This window comes from Rubinisphaera italica (assembly GCF_007859715.1).
In the GTDB taxonomy this organism is placed as follows: Bacteria; Planctomycetota; Planctomycetia; order Planctomycetales; family Planctomycetaceae; genus Rubinisphaera; species Rubinisphaera italica.
In genome coordinates this window covers 789,660-804,150 of the sequence record NZ_SJPG01000001.1, presented here as the reverse complement: position 1 = coordinate 804,150, position 14,491 = coordinate 789,660, and the positions used below count along the sequence as shown (strand labels likewise).

The following is a 14,491-nucleotide window of genomic DNA, read 5'->3' as shown; positions in this document are numbered from 1 at the left end:
ATGTAATTGGAATCATTGATGTCACCATCGTCATATTTTAAAACTGTGTTGTTTATCGTTGTGCTTATTGTATTTTCAGGATGCAGTGGAGGGGCCAGTGGACCTGAGCGACTTGCTGTTTCTGGCTCGGTTAATGTTGATGATGCTCCACTCCAATTTGCCAAAATTGAATTTCACCCCAATACTGGAGACTTGGCCAATTCTCCGACTGCGTTCGGGTATATCGAAGATGGAAAATATGAAATCAGCGAAATTACGGGAGCCGTTGTAGGGCCTCATGATGTCATTATACGACCATTACAGGTAAATAATGACGACGATTCTGAAGAGGCTGGCGAAATCGTGTTAGGCGAATATCTCGGAGTTGCCAAAGTTGAAAAAAATGGGGAAAACGTATTCAACTTCCAATTTAAGCAAGCTGAAATGCGACCAGATCGAAATGCAGTGGAAGAATAGCTTGGGATTTCATTGATTCTCAGCAGAGCGATCAATTTAGACTGCTCGCAATGAAGACAGGTGCAGCTCACGGACGATATAACCGTTATAATTAAACCTTATCTCGGCTATTGTGACATGCCTGTTCTTATCAAAACTCCCATGCTGACTTTGCTTCTTATCCTGCTTATCCTCCCAGGGTGTGCAGGGGTACATAATCCTGCAAATCTATTTTATATGTCTTGGGACTCGAATACCTATTTTCGGCCGGGTCTGGTATATGAACGCATCAGCCACGACAGTTCCAGTCATGCCTCAGTGAATTATTTTCGCTGGCTTCACGGCCCGATTCCTTACGAGCCAGGCCCCTCCGAGTATGCACGGATCACGAATTCTGCGAGACCGGAACCTCTAAAGGCTCCACAACTCAGGGTCGATCCTCCCATGCAGAATCAAATTCCGCAATCAGGCCCTCAATTTCAGCCAGATTCCAATCCACCGCAAGCACCTCCAGTTGAGATCGTTGTTCCTCCAGAACTGACGCCTTATCCTGAACGAAATCTTCAAATACCTGTCCCACCCGCTCCATTTGAGGACCAATCGCTCCAGCCACCTACTAAGGATGGACCGACTGCATATCAATCAGGTCCGAAACGTGTTCAACCTGCGGGTTACCGCGGCAGTTCTCGTCTGTCGATGACAAATGTCATTTTTGCCAGACCGTGAACAACATCAGTGGAACTGTGTCGAACTTCACGAGCAACTGCCTGCTTTGTACAGGGCTCGTCGTTGACCGAGTCGTCTTCAGGCGTTAACCTGTTGCTTCATTCTTTGCCAATTGCTGTTCGAAGAGCCAATCTTAGCCTTCGTAAAACCAGATCGTCTTCGTGGCGTTGCACGATCGGTTCAGCACACTCAGGAGTTAAATTTCGATGGCTGACATTAACGTAAAAGACATTCTCGATGCTGGTGTTCACTTCGGTCACCCGGCTGCACGCTGGAATCCTAAAATGCGACCTTATATTTATGGTCGCCGTAACCGAATTCATATCATCGACTTAAAAGAAACAGTCCGCGGCTTGATTAGAGCCCAGCGGTATCTGGAAAAGGTCTCTTCACAAGGGAGCCTCGTACTCTTTGTAGGCACCAAGCGACAAGCAGCAGCAACCGTCAAAGAATGTGCGCTAGCCTGTGGTATGCCTTATGTGAGTGAGCGTTGGCTGGGCGGAATGCTGACCAATTACCGCACCATCCGTAACCGCATCAAAAAACTTGAGGAACTCGAAGCAATTCAGGAATCTGGCGATATGGCCAGCTTTTCAAAGAAGGCTCAGTCCAAGATGCTGCGTGAGTACAAGAAAATTAACCGTAACCTCGGTGGTATTCGAGATTTGAATCGGCTCCCTGAAGCGTTGGTAGTAATCGATCCGACGAAAGAGCATAACGCAGTCCATGAAGCACGCCTGCTAGGCATTAAAATTGTTGCATTGATCGATACCGATTCTGACCCCGATCTTGTCGACCTGCCAGTTCCTGGTAACGATGACAGCATGCGATCGGTTCGTCTGATCACAACGCATCTTTCGAACGCAATTATCAGTGGAAAAAGTAAGCTGCCTCAGGATAAGGAACGATCCAACCCAGCTGAAGATTCCATGAAGCCTGTTCCAACGATTTCTTAATTCATGATAAAGGGCAAATCTAACTTTGCCTTCACTGAAATCATACAATGTTCATAACCGTATGTTACGATTTCTGAATCGAACAGCGGTTATGGCTTTGAATGATCTAACTGCACTGTTCGTCAGAGCAAAGATCATCAACGCGATGGAGCGGAATGCTAATCCAGGTCGCTTATCCTTTGAAAATGAATTTCGACAATACGATCGTCAACGTTGAAAATTCGGTTAGACAATTACATAAAGCATGACACTGGGAGTGCTTTACAGAGAATTGACCACCAAAATCATGCCCAGAGTGGGCACAACAAACACAGGAGAATAGTCTGATGGCCGAGATTACGGCTGCTGCAGTTCGCTCACTACGCGAACGAACCGACCTACCCATGATGCGCTGCAAGAAAGCCCTTGTTGAAGCTGGCGGCGATGAAGAAAAGGCCATTGCAATCCTGGCCTCTGAAACTCAGAGTATCAAGGATAAGCGAGCCGACAATAAAACGACCGAAGGTCGAATATTTGTCGCCATGAAAGAAGACGGCAGTGAAGCTGCAATCGTCGATTTTCAATGCGAAACCGCCCCAGTTGCTTCCAACGAAGGTTTTATTACTCTCGGCGAGATGATGGCCAAGCAATTGCTTGAAGGCCCTGGAGCGGAAACTACCGAAGAACTGATGTCCCAGAAAGCACCTGGTCAGGATCGCACTTTACAGGAAGTGCTCGATGAACTGGTCAACAAAATTGCAGAAAAATTCAGTGTCGAGTTTGCGAAACGCGTTCCTGGTCCTGTTGGGTTTTACATTCACCACGATGGCAAATCTGGTGCATTGTTCCAGGCCGAAGGAGAACCTTCAACCGATCCTGTCCTGCGGGATGTCGCGATGCATGTCACGGCTATTCGTCCGATTCATGCGAGTGTTGCCGATCTGGATCCAGCCATTGTGAAAGCAGAAAAAGATCGACTGTCTGAAGAAGCCCGCAGTACAGGCAAACCGGAAAACATCATTGAAAAGATGGTGGAAGGCCGCATGAAGAACTTCTATTCCGAACAGGGAGTTCTCGAAGCTCAGGCATTCGCAAAAGACGAAACGAAAACTGTTGGTAAGATTCTCGAAGAAAAGAAACTCAAACCAAAAGCGTTTTATCTACGCGTGATTGGTTAATTTCTCGTTATTCATTAAATTACGGGCCGATCAGAATTTTCTGACGGTCCGTTTTTGTTTGATATTCGCTATTACTCACAACGATCTTTGAGGTCCGACCATGTCCGAATCGACAGCTCCCCTGGCATACAAGCGCGTACTCCTGAAATTGACTGGCGAAAGTTTTTGCCGGGATCGTAAGGGAGGGATCAGCATGACGGAAATCACTCGCCTCTCCGAAGAGATCCGCAATATTGTAGAATCGGGAGTTGAACTGGCGATTGTGTGTGGCGGTGGAAATATCCTGCGAGGAAAACAATTCTCCGATGGCAGCGAAGCGATCAAGCCGGCGACTGCCCATTATATGGGAATGCTCGCAACGGTGATTAACGGTCTGGCCTTGCAGGATGCTCTCGAACATATTGGTGTTCCAACTCGTCTGCAATCGGCCATCAGTATGGATAGCGTTGCCGAGCCCTTCATTCGTCGGCGATGTGTGCGACATCTTGAAAAAGGACGTGTTGTCATTCTGGCGGGAGGGACTGGGAGTCCCTATGTGACAACCGATACCGCTGCCGCTTTAAGAGCCCGTGAAATTGAAGCCGATATTGTGATGAAGGCCACGCGGGTCGATGGCGTTTATTCGGATGACCCCGAGAAAAATCCACATGCGATTCGATACGATCGTATCTCTTTCCAGGATGTCATCGCCCAACGTCTGCAAGTGATGGACGCGCAAGCATTCCATCACTGCATGGAACACGATATCCCGATTCTGATCTTCGATTTCCAGAAGGCAGGCAACATCATTAATGCCGCACGTGGCGTACAGGTGGGAACATTGGTTAACAGCAATGCTGCCTCCTGATCGAGTTGAACTCCATTGATCGCATTGAGTTTAAGTGTATCGCATTAAAGCCTACAATTTCAGGTTTATTTGCATCACCAGCCGCTAAAGTAAAAGTAGACTTGGTCTAGAGCATATTCAAAAATTACCTGCAGCGTTCAGCAGGAGCAATCACATCGTTTTTAGGACATTTGATGTCCATGCGACTGCAGATACCATTTGAAAATGGCCTAAAGAATGCAAACGCTGGCATGAGTGAACGGGGATGCGTTATGCTTTATAATGGAGCACAAAGTCATCGCTTCCGACATCAAACGTATCGAATAATTTGAGGGTATTATGAACAGTGACGAAATTCTGCTCGATTGTGAAGAGCGTATGGAAAAAGCGGCCAGTGTGCTGCAGGATCAACTCAAAGGGCTGAGAACCGGACGAGCCAATCCTGGTCTGGTCGATTCCATTCGCGTCGACTACTACGGCTCCCCGACACCGCTCAAGCAATTGGCAAACATCAGCGTGCCTGAGCCACAGCAAATAGTAATTCGTCCATTCGATGCTTCTGCTCTTGGAGAAATCGCTAAAGCGATCCAGGCCAGTGATGTTGGACTAGCTCCCAACAATGATGGCAAACTCATTCGTCTGACAATTCCCCCCCTATCAACAGAACGTCGTAAGCAACTCGTTTCTCGCGTTAAAGAGTTCGCTGAGGAAGCACGGATTTCAATTCGCAATATCCGTCGGGATGCGAATAAACACGCGGATCAAAGTGCAAAAGATAAACTTATGTCGGAAGACGAACGTGATACCGCCAAGGATGATGTTCAGAAGCTGACTAAAAAATATGAAGGCGTCGTCAACGATGCCGCCAACGCCAAAGAAAAAGATGTCATGGATGAATAAGATCGAACGTTATGTTTGACTACACCAAACCAAGAAACGCTTCGAATCCACAAATGGTTTCGGGGCGTTTTTTGTTGGGTGAATCCGTGAGAGTTCTTAATGCTTCCGCAAAACAGACATCCTGCTTGCCAGATCTCATATGTGGTTCGCATTCTGTGAATTGACTGACTGGAAGCCTGTCCTACGGATTACTATGGTTTGGGAATCTGGTTCATCGTGTAGTAAGCAGATGCGGGAAACACTTCCAATGCTTCGTTCAGGTGCAACTCATAGACGAAGCTGGGCTTGAGTTGATCGACATTGATTCGGACAGTTTTTCCACCGTCGCCCACTTCCAGAGATTTGATTTCTGGTCGATAGCGGCCGGAATCGGGTGAGGCATAGGCTCCTTCCCAAATACGGGTATAACCGACCAGGTCATACGTTTCTTTTTTCTGCAACGCCTCTTCGGAAACCGGCTCCAGAAATTCCAGTTCAAAACCGGTACTGGTTGCTCGAAGTTCGCGGATTCCGTTGGGAAGTTTATCCTGAGGCGTCAGTCGGATAATTTCCCCGGTGTTTTGTCCACCCAGCCAGCCGCTGTCGTGAATGTTGCCAATATAAATCAGACCATCTGGACTCACACCGCCGCAGATGGGGCCGAGAAAGACTGGAGCATCCGTTGGCAGGTTCTCTGCTGATTTCGTCAACTCGTAACAGGCCCCCTGCAGTTCTCCGTTGACTTCCTGAAGTGAAAACCGCACCAGAAAACGATTGTTGTATTCGCAGCCGACGCCATGACCCCGAAATGCGGAAAGCGCGCCAAGGCCATCACGATCGGGAATGAAAAAGATGCCGTTTACGCTGCGTGTCCAGGGATGTGGAATCTGAATGGCTGCCCGTTTTTCTTGACCGGGACTGGTTCGCTGTCCTGGCACGCCATAAGTTGCATCTGGAACAATGTAATTGATCTCATTGAAACAGTTCTGCACCCCCTGCTGGTCAGAAACAAATACCCGACCTTTGCTGTCAGAAGCAATTCCAATCGGATATCGCAATGCGGAGGCTATCGGGGTTAATTCAGAATCCTGCTCCAACCGCAGGACATCGCCTCGCCAGAGTGTTAACTCTCTTTCACGATCTTTCTGAGTGTAATCGCTTCCGGTCGCGATCAGGAGTTTTCCATTCTTGTCTTGTGCAAAGCCGGTGACCCAGTCGTGATAATTTTCACTGTGCCCCCAGCCATCGGCGATAACGTTCAATTGCGGGCGATCAGACTGAAATTGATCGATCCGTAAAATCTCCGGTTTGTGAGCAACGTATAAACTGTCTCCTTCACAGTACACACCGAAGGGAGCCGCCAAGCCACTTTGAATCAACTGGAGTTGATCATCGAGTCCATCTCGATCACTATCCTTTAATGAGAAGACATCCCCTTTCAAAGAGGAAGCAATCATCTGCCGATCTTTCGACCAGGCCAAAGCTGTCGGCATGAGAGTACTGGTTAACGGCAAACGATGAGCATCAAACCCGGGAGTGCCGGTAATGACTTCAGGGCGACCTGCCACTTGGGGTTTATCGGGATAAGGAGTCGTAGCGCGGGTATAAAGCTTTGTCCAATATTCGAGGTTCAGATCTTGGGATCCATTCGCGCCTGCCTGAAATAAGATCGGATCCGGTTCTTTCGAGCCGAGGGGAATCTGTTTTCCTTCGACAATCAATTCAGGTTGTGCAACCGAAGTCGGTTCGATCGATTGCTGCAAGGCGAGATGATACCCCTGAGGAACATCCGTTGCTTCAATTCTACGTGCAAAGCCTGATTGCTTATCATCCGTCAGGGGCAGCATATGTTCGGAGATCTTAACGATGTGGAGTTGACCATCAATGCGAAAATCGATCTCATAATGTAAAACGACTCCTTGAGATTCCACACGGTAATCCCGTAGCCGTCCCGTACGAAATCCTTCTTTGGAGGGTTGAATCAACAATGCCGAAGGTTCATTGGATTTCCTTAATACGAAATCTGCCTGTTGCGTAAACTCTTTAACAACTGGAGCACCAGCCATGTGCCAGAACCAGGATTTGCCTTCGGTTTGCTGAAAGGCGAAATCACCATAAGTCCACTCGCGTAGACTTACGGCATCCAGATCAAATAACAGGCTGTGTCCGTTATCGAGTCCAATTGCCAGTGGCCTTGCAAGAAATTCTCGATCTTTTTTTGAGCCAGTTCTCTCAAAGACATCTCGTACAATTCTTGAAGGTTCGCCGGGCTGAACGACCAAATACTTTTCCACAACAGTCGGATTTGAGGGAGCCTTAAATTCCGGATGATTCATTCCCTGCCACAGAACAGTAAGTTGCTCGTGGATCGTTTCGATCGGGAAGCCGTGCTTCGGCTGATTGTAACTGGGCATCTCCATGCCAGGGACAATGCGTAATGGCGAAGAGGTCCATCGCAGAAAATAGGGCGATCTCATTCGGCTGGCCAGCCCGAGCAAATCGGAACCACGAGTTCCCAATGCGGTGTTCCTCGGCTCGTATTCACCAAATTTATGACAAGCGATGCAATTGAATGCGCGTCCGCCAATCAACTCTCGTCCTGTCAAGAGGACCTCAGCTGATGTCAAATTGACTTCTGCTAACTGCAGGCGTTCATCAGGAATGGTGTCAGGCAGGCGATCATGGCCGATCAGATAGCTCAACAATTGTTTGGATTCGGACTCCGTGTGATTGAACTTTGGCATGCGAACAGACAACCACGGCAAGCGTTTCGGTAACTCTCCACGGATACCTTTTGCGAGCGATTCCGTCAGCATCCGATCTCCCACGGCTGTTAAGTGGGGTGGAATTAATCCCTGGCTTTGCCCAGTGAGACGGGGATCCTTTTTAGAAACTTTTCCAGCCACTGCAACAAGTCCAGCTTCTCGATCTCGGGGATGACAAGCCGTGCAGTTTTTTTCAATCAGCAAATCGGCCCCACGGAAATAATCCATTGTTTGATGATGTGCATTCTGCTCACGGACTTCTGGATAAGTTTTCATCCAGGCACGAATTGCCTCGACATTGGCTTGAGGATAATAAGGCTGGTGGGCAGCTGAGTTTTCCTTACGCTCTGCAAGACAGCCGAGTAAATTCGAATTTTCTGGCAATTCTTCATAGACACGAATGTGGTATTCATAAGGCAGGGGTTCGCCATTGATCTCCTGCTCGAAACCAGAGATTTCGTGGCAGGAGACGCAACCAAAAAATTGAATCGCTTTTTTACCGCGAGACAATTGTTCTTCATCTGCCAGAGTCGGTAGTGACTTTTTTTGATGGTCAGTCTTACCTTTGAGCGAAGAAAGATAGACCGCAAGTTGCTGAGTTTCTTTTTGATCCAGTTGAAATACGGGCATGCGGTGATGTGTATTCAGAGAAGCCGGGTCTTTCAGCCAGGCGGCGATCCATTCCAGACTACGTTTGGACCCCACTTCATCAAGTGTTCCTCCACCAAAGTCGCCACTGGTGCCCAAGTCTCCAATTGTATGACAAGCCAGGCAGCCGGTTGAGAATGCCAGCAATTCACCAGCCACGGTTTCGTCATCTTTCGATTTGACTTTGACTTTGGCAAGTTTGGATAGACTTTGTTTGTGATGTAGTAAATAAGCAGCAATGTCAGCCGCCTGCTCGCTGGTCATCTTGAAATGTGGCATATTGTCCGTGCCGGAGGGTTTCTCCAACAGTTTTTGAGAGATCCAGGAATCTTTCAAGCCGATCGCCGCATGTATGAGTGATGGAGCAGGACTGCTTTGCGTATTTCGATCCAATGCATGACAACGATCGCAATGCAATGCGCGGAACTGGTGTCGTCCAACTTCGATTTCTGTCAGATCGGGACGCCCCTCTTCCCGATACAGAAGGTAGGTCGAGACTGGTTCAATCGGAAATTTTTCACTCGACCAGAATAATTTGATCGCGCCCACATTCCCTGTTTTTCGGTAACGGATATCAAGTTCTTTTTCGCCAAAGGAGAGAGGAATTTCCTCTCCTGAGATCCACTGGGGTTGATCAGAAAATCCCTTTAATACAGTATTGCCATCGATCAGGATTTCAACTTCACCAGCCAGATAGACATGAAAACGATGCCCCCCCTGACTCTTGACCAGTAGCAGACCCTGCCAGTTTGCAGAAAATGGTCCGGGCCCCATTCGCGGATCAGGAGAACTCGACTGCCAGTCAAATGAGACATCGGCATCGATTCTTTCCAGTCTGGTGTCGCCAACTTTGTAAGTGCCGAGCAATCCAGGTGGAAAATCGCTTTCTTCTGGATTCTCAACTTCGGGAGCAGCCGAGACAAAGTTGGTTACATTAAAAATCAGCAGTAATGAGAATAGGAGGGGAATTCGGAGGGAGTTCGTCTGCACGAGGGGCTCAACTTTCAGTCAAAATTCTTTGTTGGACCAGGCATTCAATTTGCAAATGATCGGAACTTCTTCCTCCTGGCGGCTAATCCGAATTCTGACATGGTCTTCGGGGGAATACCTGGCCAGTTTCATCACAAGTTCCGTGAATGATGAAATTTCCGAATCTTCAACCGCAATGATGATGTCACCAGGAAGTAAACCACTACTTTCAGCGGCACTGCCGGGCTGCACATACATGACAATGCATCCCTTTTGATCAGGATCCACTATGTTTGCAGAGATGCCCAGATAAGCAGTTCCTCGATAATTAATAGTCACTGAGGGATGCGACAAACGGGATTTCTGGACCCAATCCGGGGTGATATTTTTGCAATTGATAATAGTCAGCCCAGTGAGTTCGGGCAAATCAGTGAAAACATTATCGAGTGCCGTCGTCGAGACATTCGCAGATTGCATTGAGAGAGCTTGCAATTCGGGATATCTGCTCAAACTGGCAATTGTTTGATCGGTGACCGGATATTTCTGAAAGTGTATTTGTCGAACTTCTTCAAGAGTGGGCAACTCATAGTCTGTAAACTTATGGAAATAATCCGACAGCGACGTCCACATACCAGGCTGAATTATTGTGTAAACAATGGCACCCTGGTTTCTCAAGTGTGCCAGATGTCTCTTCTGATTCTGGATCGGAAGCAAAGTGACTGCGACCACAACGACAATTAGAAATACAATCGAGCCGAAAACCAGCCAGAAACTCTTTCGTTGTGACGAGGGATCGACCCGCACAATTCCTTCAGAGTAAAATTCGGATTCTGGGTCGAATGTCATCAAAAAGCCTGAGTCGAAAAAATACGAGGTGAATATTTTGCCCGCATGGAATGACGGAACCGGATTGCACTTGTTTCATCAAAAATATCTTATGATGAATGAGGGGATCATTTCCAGTAATAAAAATATTTCGATAGGAGTGCAGCACGATCGAGTGATCGTTTGTGAGCGAGGCGGTTGGAATTGTAATGAATATTTTTACAAATCACAACCCGCTTATTTGTGAATAATCTTCTAGATTTTAACTATGAGGATCAAAAGTATTCACTTTGCGGGCGAAGCCGAAGGAACGAAGCGAACATATGTTGAGTGAATTTCAGCAATTTGCTGGCCACTGGGAAGAACTCCCCCTTCCGGGTAGAGCACGTTATCAATCAAAGCGAACCGCTTAGTCTCGGAGTAGAGAATTGCGGTAATATCGACAGTAGGAGGTTTGAACTCTTTCGATCCCTCCATGAGACGTTGCTGCTCAGTCGTGATATTGATTTCAGAGACTTCTTCCACAGATTTGGACTTCTGGAACGGATTGTGTTCGATAAGTTGTTCCAAATCGAACTTGGCCAGATCGAGATCAGGCTCGGAGTAGAGCAGACCAGTTGTATTTCCACCCGTCAATTGCTGAATGGCCACGTCCGTCAATTGTGTTGTGACTGAAGTTTCCTCACCTCGAGGAAAGACTAAATACAGCACTCCCGAAAGAGTGAGAATCAACAATAGTTTTCCGGGACTGATTTTCTGGGAGATTTTTGATTTGTTAAACATCGATTTTTTCCCGAACATTTTCTGCGATCGCAGCAGGTGGTAGGGTGTAAAGCTCCAGAACCATGGAGACAGAACAGTTCTCTCCTGCTGCCCCCTGAGGAGAAATCTGGGCCGATTTCACTCGATTCATCCGATCAAAATCTTCGAGTTCGTTAAAGAACTTGCAGATCCCGGCAAACGGTCCAGAGAGTGTCATGCTGACCGTCAGGGCCTGATAGTCCCCGTGCTTCGCAAAATTTCCCGGTCGAAATTCCTGAATGTGAACCTTGTGCACCTCTGCCAAATTTCCAATTTCCTGTAAAAATTGATCAATCACCAGTTTGTCAGATACTTTTCGAGTGATTGCCTCAACATGAGTGTTAGCCAACTGCAGTTGACTTATCAATTCGGAATTCAATTTTTCCACATTGGAACGTTGGTCACCCAATTGATTGAATACTTCCACATGTGTTTGATTTACAGAGAGTTTTTTTTGCATCGGATGAATGAAGCAGATCCAGGCAACGATTATAGAACCAATAATCATCAAGCCGCCTGCGGAATGAATCAGCAGGGTCAATTGATTTATAGAGAATTTCTCTGTCAATGAATTCATGATGCCACCTCGGTTTCGCTGATGGCTTCGATGTGGAATTGTTTGGTCGTGTGGTTCTGGTCTTTTGTATGAGTCGCTGACTTCAATTCCACTTTATTAAACAGACCACTACTTTTCAGAGCCGAGATAAATTCCATAATCGCTTCGTCGTCTTCACCATTTCCGGCCATCGCAACCGTGCCAATTCTTTTACATTTCCTACTAACATTAGAAACATTGGTCGATTTGGCCGGTTGTTGTTCTTGGACATCCTGTGAATTACAGGAAAGACTAGTCACGACAACTTGCCCCGAGGCGTGGTGCGATGCGACGGCAATCGCTTTGAGGATATGCAAAGGCGTAGGACCAGAGACAAGGTTTTTCAGTTGAGTCTTCTGCTGTTCAATTTCCTTGAGTTGTTGACTGATCTTGGAGTTCTGGGACATCATATCTCTTACTGGTTGATATCGCATTTCTTTTTGGTGCAACACGACTGTCGAGACATGCAGTTCGGAGACTTGCCAGAGTATGATGATGGCCAGGCCACAAATCACAAATCCAATTGTTTTGACCCAGCGTCTCAACTGACTGCGAAGAATTAATTCAAACTGAGTCGAGAGTGGGACGAGATTCAATCGTTTGAAGCCGCTCATGATCTCCCCTCCTCACATGCTGCCATCGCCAGGATGAACTCAGACATCCCGGCTGTGGAATACTTCTCACTGAGATATTCCGTCTGGACAGGATATGGCAACAGATGATTGATCTCACTCTTCACAAAAGGCAAACCTGCACCGGAACCAATCAGCAGGATCTGCTCTGGGACAGAAAAGATTTTCTTCTGATGTGCAAAATCAATCGTCCGTTTGGCTTCGACAGCCAGGCGGATAAACAGCTCGCGTGACACATTCAGATATAAGTCTTTCAGTTCCGCCAACCCAGTTGTTTGTTTGAGTTCGTGATGACGCAGTCGATTTAAAAGTGCCTCACAATCAGCAAGTGAAATTGACCAATGCTGTGTGAGCTCCTCGAACAATTGACGGGTATGACAGTCACGTAGCTTGCGGGAATAAAATGGCTGACCAGATTCACATAGTATGAGGGTGACCTCATCCAGACCCCAATCGATCACAACGGAAAGTGAAGTTGAATTTTCAGGAATCAATTGAGCCAGTGAATTCGATCGGGAATCAATTCTGTCACAGCGATAACCGACCGCGAGAAACTGAGACACAATTTCTTTGACGACCTTAGATCGGATGCACTCTGCATGCACCTTGACCATACCTTCGGCGTTGGGATTCTCTTCCATCCAGAAATCGAACGTCAATTCATCGAGGGAAAACTCCTGCTGATCTGCCAGTTCCTGGGCGACGAGATCGTGAGTTTCGGCTTCGTTACCCATAGGCAGCTCAATGATACAAGCGTGTGTTAACGATTCCGGTAAAATGCAGGAAATCGATTCTCCACCAAAGTGTGAGAATTGTTTTCGGTATTTTTGCAGAACTTCATGCAACCCGCCCGATAGAATCCAATGTTCGAGTGAACAATCTCGATCTGGAAACGGAATGATCATGCCTTCAATTTTGTTTTCGACTCGTTTGTTTGAACTGAGACGAGCACAAATAAGCCGGGATGATTGAAAATCGACTCCAATTCTCGAATTTATATCTGACGACCCCATGGTGAATAGAGAGGTCGGTTTCGTGATGAACTTCACCTGTATCTCCTTTAATATCCTGAGGTCGATGACATATCGAGCAGCGGTAAAATGACTGAAATGACAACGACAGCCACAACTCCACCCATCACTACAATGATGGCTGGCTCGATGACTTTGGCCAGATCGCGAACGTAGTTTTCTCCTTCGTCTTCGTAGAACTCCCCGACAATTTCCATGACTCCTCCCAGGTCGCCACTTTTTTCTGAGGTGGAAATCATTTCGACCGCTCCATCGGGGAGAAAATTGGCTTGCATCATGGCGATCGTAATCCCGTTGCCACGCGTGACCTCCAATTCGATGGATTCAAAGAGTTTCTGGTACTGACGGTTTTTGATCGAGCGACGACAGAGACGAACTGCTTCCAGAAGCGGGACTCCACTTTGTAGCATCGTTCCGATCAGTCGAAACATTCTCCCGGCCAGTAACGTGCGAGTCGCTTTACCGAAACCTGGAGCATACAGCATGAAAAGATCGAGACGACTGCGGAACCAGTCAGTTTTAATCAGAACGCTCACACCGAAAAGGATGATTCCGACTCCAATTCCAATAAACAGAACATTTGAACGTACAAATTCTCCAATCATCAGAAGAACTTGAGTCGTAATGGGCGGAGTTTTTTCGAGATCCCGGAACACCTTGGCGAACTGTGGCAAGACGAAAAACATTAATGCATTGACGACCATACTCGCCACGAACATCAGGATGACCGGATAGGTGGCAATGGACTTTATGGTGTTGATTAAGCGGACTTCGTTTCGCAGGAGAGTTGTCAGTCTTGCCAGGACGTGTCCGAGAGTTCCTGAAGCTTCTCCCGCAGCAATTCCTGCGACATAGGCATCGCCGAATATGCCAGACTGGCTTTGTAATGCATTCGAGAACGATTTCCCGTCCTCAATATCGATCACAATCTGATTGAGTGCCGTTGCGAGACGTTTGTTGGAGACCTGACGTGCGACAGTCTTAATCGATTCTGCCAGATCGACACCCGATTTTTGCATGATAGAAAGTTGAGTCGTCATCAACATCAGATCACGTTTGGAAACGCGTTTATTTGAACCGGCAGATTTTACTCGTCGTTCAGAACCGGCTTTCGTAATGGCCATCGGAAACAGACCACGTCCGCGCAAATCCTGCCGCGCAGCAGCAAGCGTCTCGGCTTCTAAGAGGCCGACCTGCAATTCACCGGTTCGTGATTTTGCCTGGTATTGAAACGCAATCATTACTG

General features: G+C 47.3%; 13 protein-coding genes. 6 read left to right on the top strand and 7 right to left on the bottom strand.

All coding sequences use genetic code 11. The annotated features are described in order from the left end of the window. The first annotated feature begins 18 nt into the window (after positions 1-18). From Pan54_RS03135 to frr, 6 genes are all read left to right on the top strand, one after another. Positions 19-456 (top strand): hypothetical protein, encoded by a 438-nt coding sequence (locus Pan54_RS03135; RefSeq protein WP_146502117.1) that lies wholly within the window; start codon positions 19-21, stop codon positions 454-456. A 216-nt stretch (positions 457-672) separates the two neighbouring features. Further along, positions 673-1,161 (top strand): hypothetical protein, encoded by a 489-nt coding sequence (locus Pan54_RS03130; RefSeq protein ID WP_146502116.1) that lies wholly within the window; start codon positions 673-675, stop codon positions 1,159-1,161. A gap of 206 nt (positions 1,162-1,367) precedes the next feature. Next, the gene (gene rpsB / locus Pan54_RS03125; RefSeq protein WP_146502115.1) at positions 1,368-2,117 is read left to right on the top strand and encodes a 30S ribosomal protein S2; all 750 of its coding nucleotides are present in this window, start codon (positions 1,368-1,370) and stop codon (positions 2,115-2,117) included. A gap of 326 nt (positions 2,118-2,443) precedes the next feature. Further along, the gene (gene tsf, locus Pan54_RS03120; RefSeq protein ID WP_146502114.1) at positions 2,444-3,274 is read left to right on the top strand and encodes a translation elongation factor Ts; all 831 of its coding nucleotides are present in this window, start codon (positions 2,444-2,446) and stop codon (positions 3,272-3,274) included. 100 nt (positions 3,275-3,374) lie between these two features. Further along, on the top strand, positions 3,375-4,121 hold the full coding sequence (gene pyrH, locus Pan54_RS03115; RefSeq protein ID WP_146502113.1) for a UMP kinase: 747 nt from the start codon (positions 3,375-3,377) through the stop codon (positions 4,119-4,121). Between the two features lie 318 nt (positions 4,122-4,439). After that, positions 4,440-5,000: a ribosome recycling factor gene (gene frr / locus Pan54_RS03110; protein ID WP_146502112.1), complete on the top strand. Its 561-nt coding sequence runs from the start codon at positions 4,440-4,442 to the stop codon at positions 4,998-5,000. Between the two features lie 191 nt (positions 5,001-5,191). On the opposite strand, the gene Pan54_RS03105 is transcribed toward frr, so the two are convergent. The 7 genes from Pan54_RS03105 to Pan54_RS03075 all read right to left on the bottom strand — a co-directional run bounded on the left by Pan54_RS03105 (position 5,192) and on the right by Pan54_RS03075 (position 14,486). Next, positions 5,192-9,382 carry a c-type cytochrome gene (locus Pan54_RS03105; protein ID WP_146502111.1) on the bottom strand — a complete coding sequence of 1,397 codons (4,191 nt, stop codon included), beginning with the start codon at positions 9,380-9,382 and terminating at the stop codon, positions 5,192-5,194. Positions 9,383-9,400: 18 nt separating this feature from the next. Next, positions 9,401-10,207 (bottom strand): PDZ domain-containing protein, encoded by an 807-nt coding sequence (locus tag Pan54_RS03100; RefSeq protein WP_146502110.1) that lies wholly within the window; start codon positions 10,205-10,207, stop codon positions 9,401-9,403. 264 nt (positions 10,208-10,471) lie between these two features. Next, positions 10,472-10,969, bottom strand: coding sequence for a hypothetical protein (locus Pan54_RS03095; RefSeq protein WP_146502109.1), 498 nt, complete (start codon positions 10,967-10,969; stop codon positions 10,472-10,474). Beyond that, the gene (pilO, locus tag Pan54_RS03090; RefSeq protein WP_146502108.1) at positions 10,962-11,564 is read right to left on the bottom strand and encodes a type 4a pilus biogenesis protein PilO; all 603 of its coding nucleotides are present in this window, start codon (positions 11,562-11,564) and stop codon (positions 10,962-10,964) included. The genes Pan54_RS03095 and pilO overlap by 8 nt, the downstream gene beginning before the upstream one ends. Then, positions 11,561-12,196, bottom strand: coding sequence for a PilN domain-containing protein (locus tag Pan54_RS03085; RefSeq protein WP_146502107.1), 636 nt, complete (start codon positions 12,194-12,196; stop codon positions 11,561-11,563). Before Pan54_RS03085 ends, pilO begins: the two co-directional genes overlap by 4 nt. Beyond that, complete coding sequence (locus Pan54_RS03080; protein ID WP_146502106.1) at positions 12,193-13,263, bottom strand: hypothetical protein; 1,071 nt, start codon at positions 13,261-13,263, stop codon at positions 12,193-12,195. Before Pan54_RS03080 ends, Pan54_RS03085 begins: the two co-directional genes overlap by 4 nt. Before the next feature lie 11 nt (positions 13,264-13,274). Continuing rightward, complete coding sequence (locus tag Pan54_RS03075) at positions 13,275-14,486, bottom strand: type II secretion system F family protein (RefSeq protein WP_146502105.1); 1,212 nt, start codon at positions 14,484-14,486, stop codon at positions 13,275-13,277. Positions 14,487-14,491 lie beyond the last annotated feature (5 nt).

Excerpts from the sequence above, each read along its gene's own strand:
- Pan54_RS03135 (WP_146502117.1), top strand. The coding sequence starts at position 19 with ATGTCACCATCGTCATATTTTAAAACTGTGTTGTTTATCGTTGTGCTT.
- Pan54_RS03130 (WP_146502116.1), top strand. The coding sequence starts at position 673 with ATGTCTTGGGACTCGAATACCTATTTTCGGCCGGGTCTGGTATATGAA.
- rpsB (WP_146502115.1), top strand. The coding sequence starts at position 1,368 with ATGGCTGACATTAACGTAAAAGACATTCTCGATGCTGGTGTTCACTTC.
- tsf (WP_146502114.1), top strand. The coding sequence starts at position 2,444 with ATGGCCGAGATTACGGCTGCTGCAGTTCGCTCACTACGCGAACGAACC.
- pyrH (WP_146502113.1), top strand. The coding sequence starts at position 3,375 with ATGTCCGAATCGACAGCTCCCCTGGCATACAAGCGCGTACTCCTGAAA.
- frr (WP_146502112.1), top strand. The coding sequence starts at position 4,440 with ATGAACAGTGACGAAATTCTGCTCGATTGTGAAGAGCGTATGGAAAAA.
- Pan54_RS03100 (WP_146502110.1), bottom strand. The coding sequence starts at position 10,207 with ATGACATTCGACCCAGAATCCGAATTTTACTCTGAAGGAATTGTGCGG.
- Pan54_RS03095 (WP_146502109.1), bottom strand. The coding sequence starts at position 10,969 with ATGTTTAACAAATCAAAAATCTCCCAGAAAATCAGTCCCGGAAAACTA.
- pilO (WP_146502108.1), bottom strand. The coding sequence starts at position 11,564 with ATGAATTCATTGACAGAGAAATTCTCTATAAATCAATTGACCCTGCTG.
- Pan54_RS03085 (WP_146502107.1), bottom strand. The coding sequence starts at position 12,196 with ATGAGCGGCTTCAAACGATTGAATCTCGTCCCACTCTCGACTCAGTTT.
- Pan54_RS03075 (WP_146502105.1), bottom strand. The coding sequence starts at position 14,486 with ATGATTGCGTTTCAATACCAGGCAAAATCACGAACCGGTGAATTGCAG.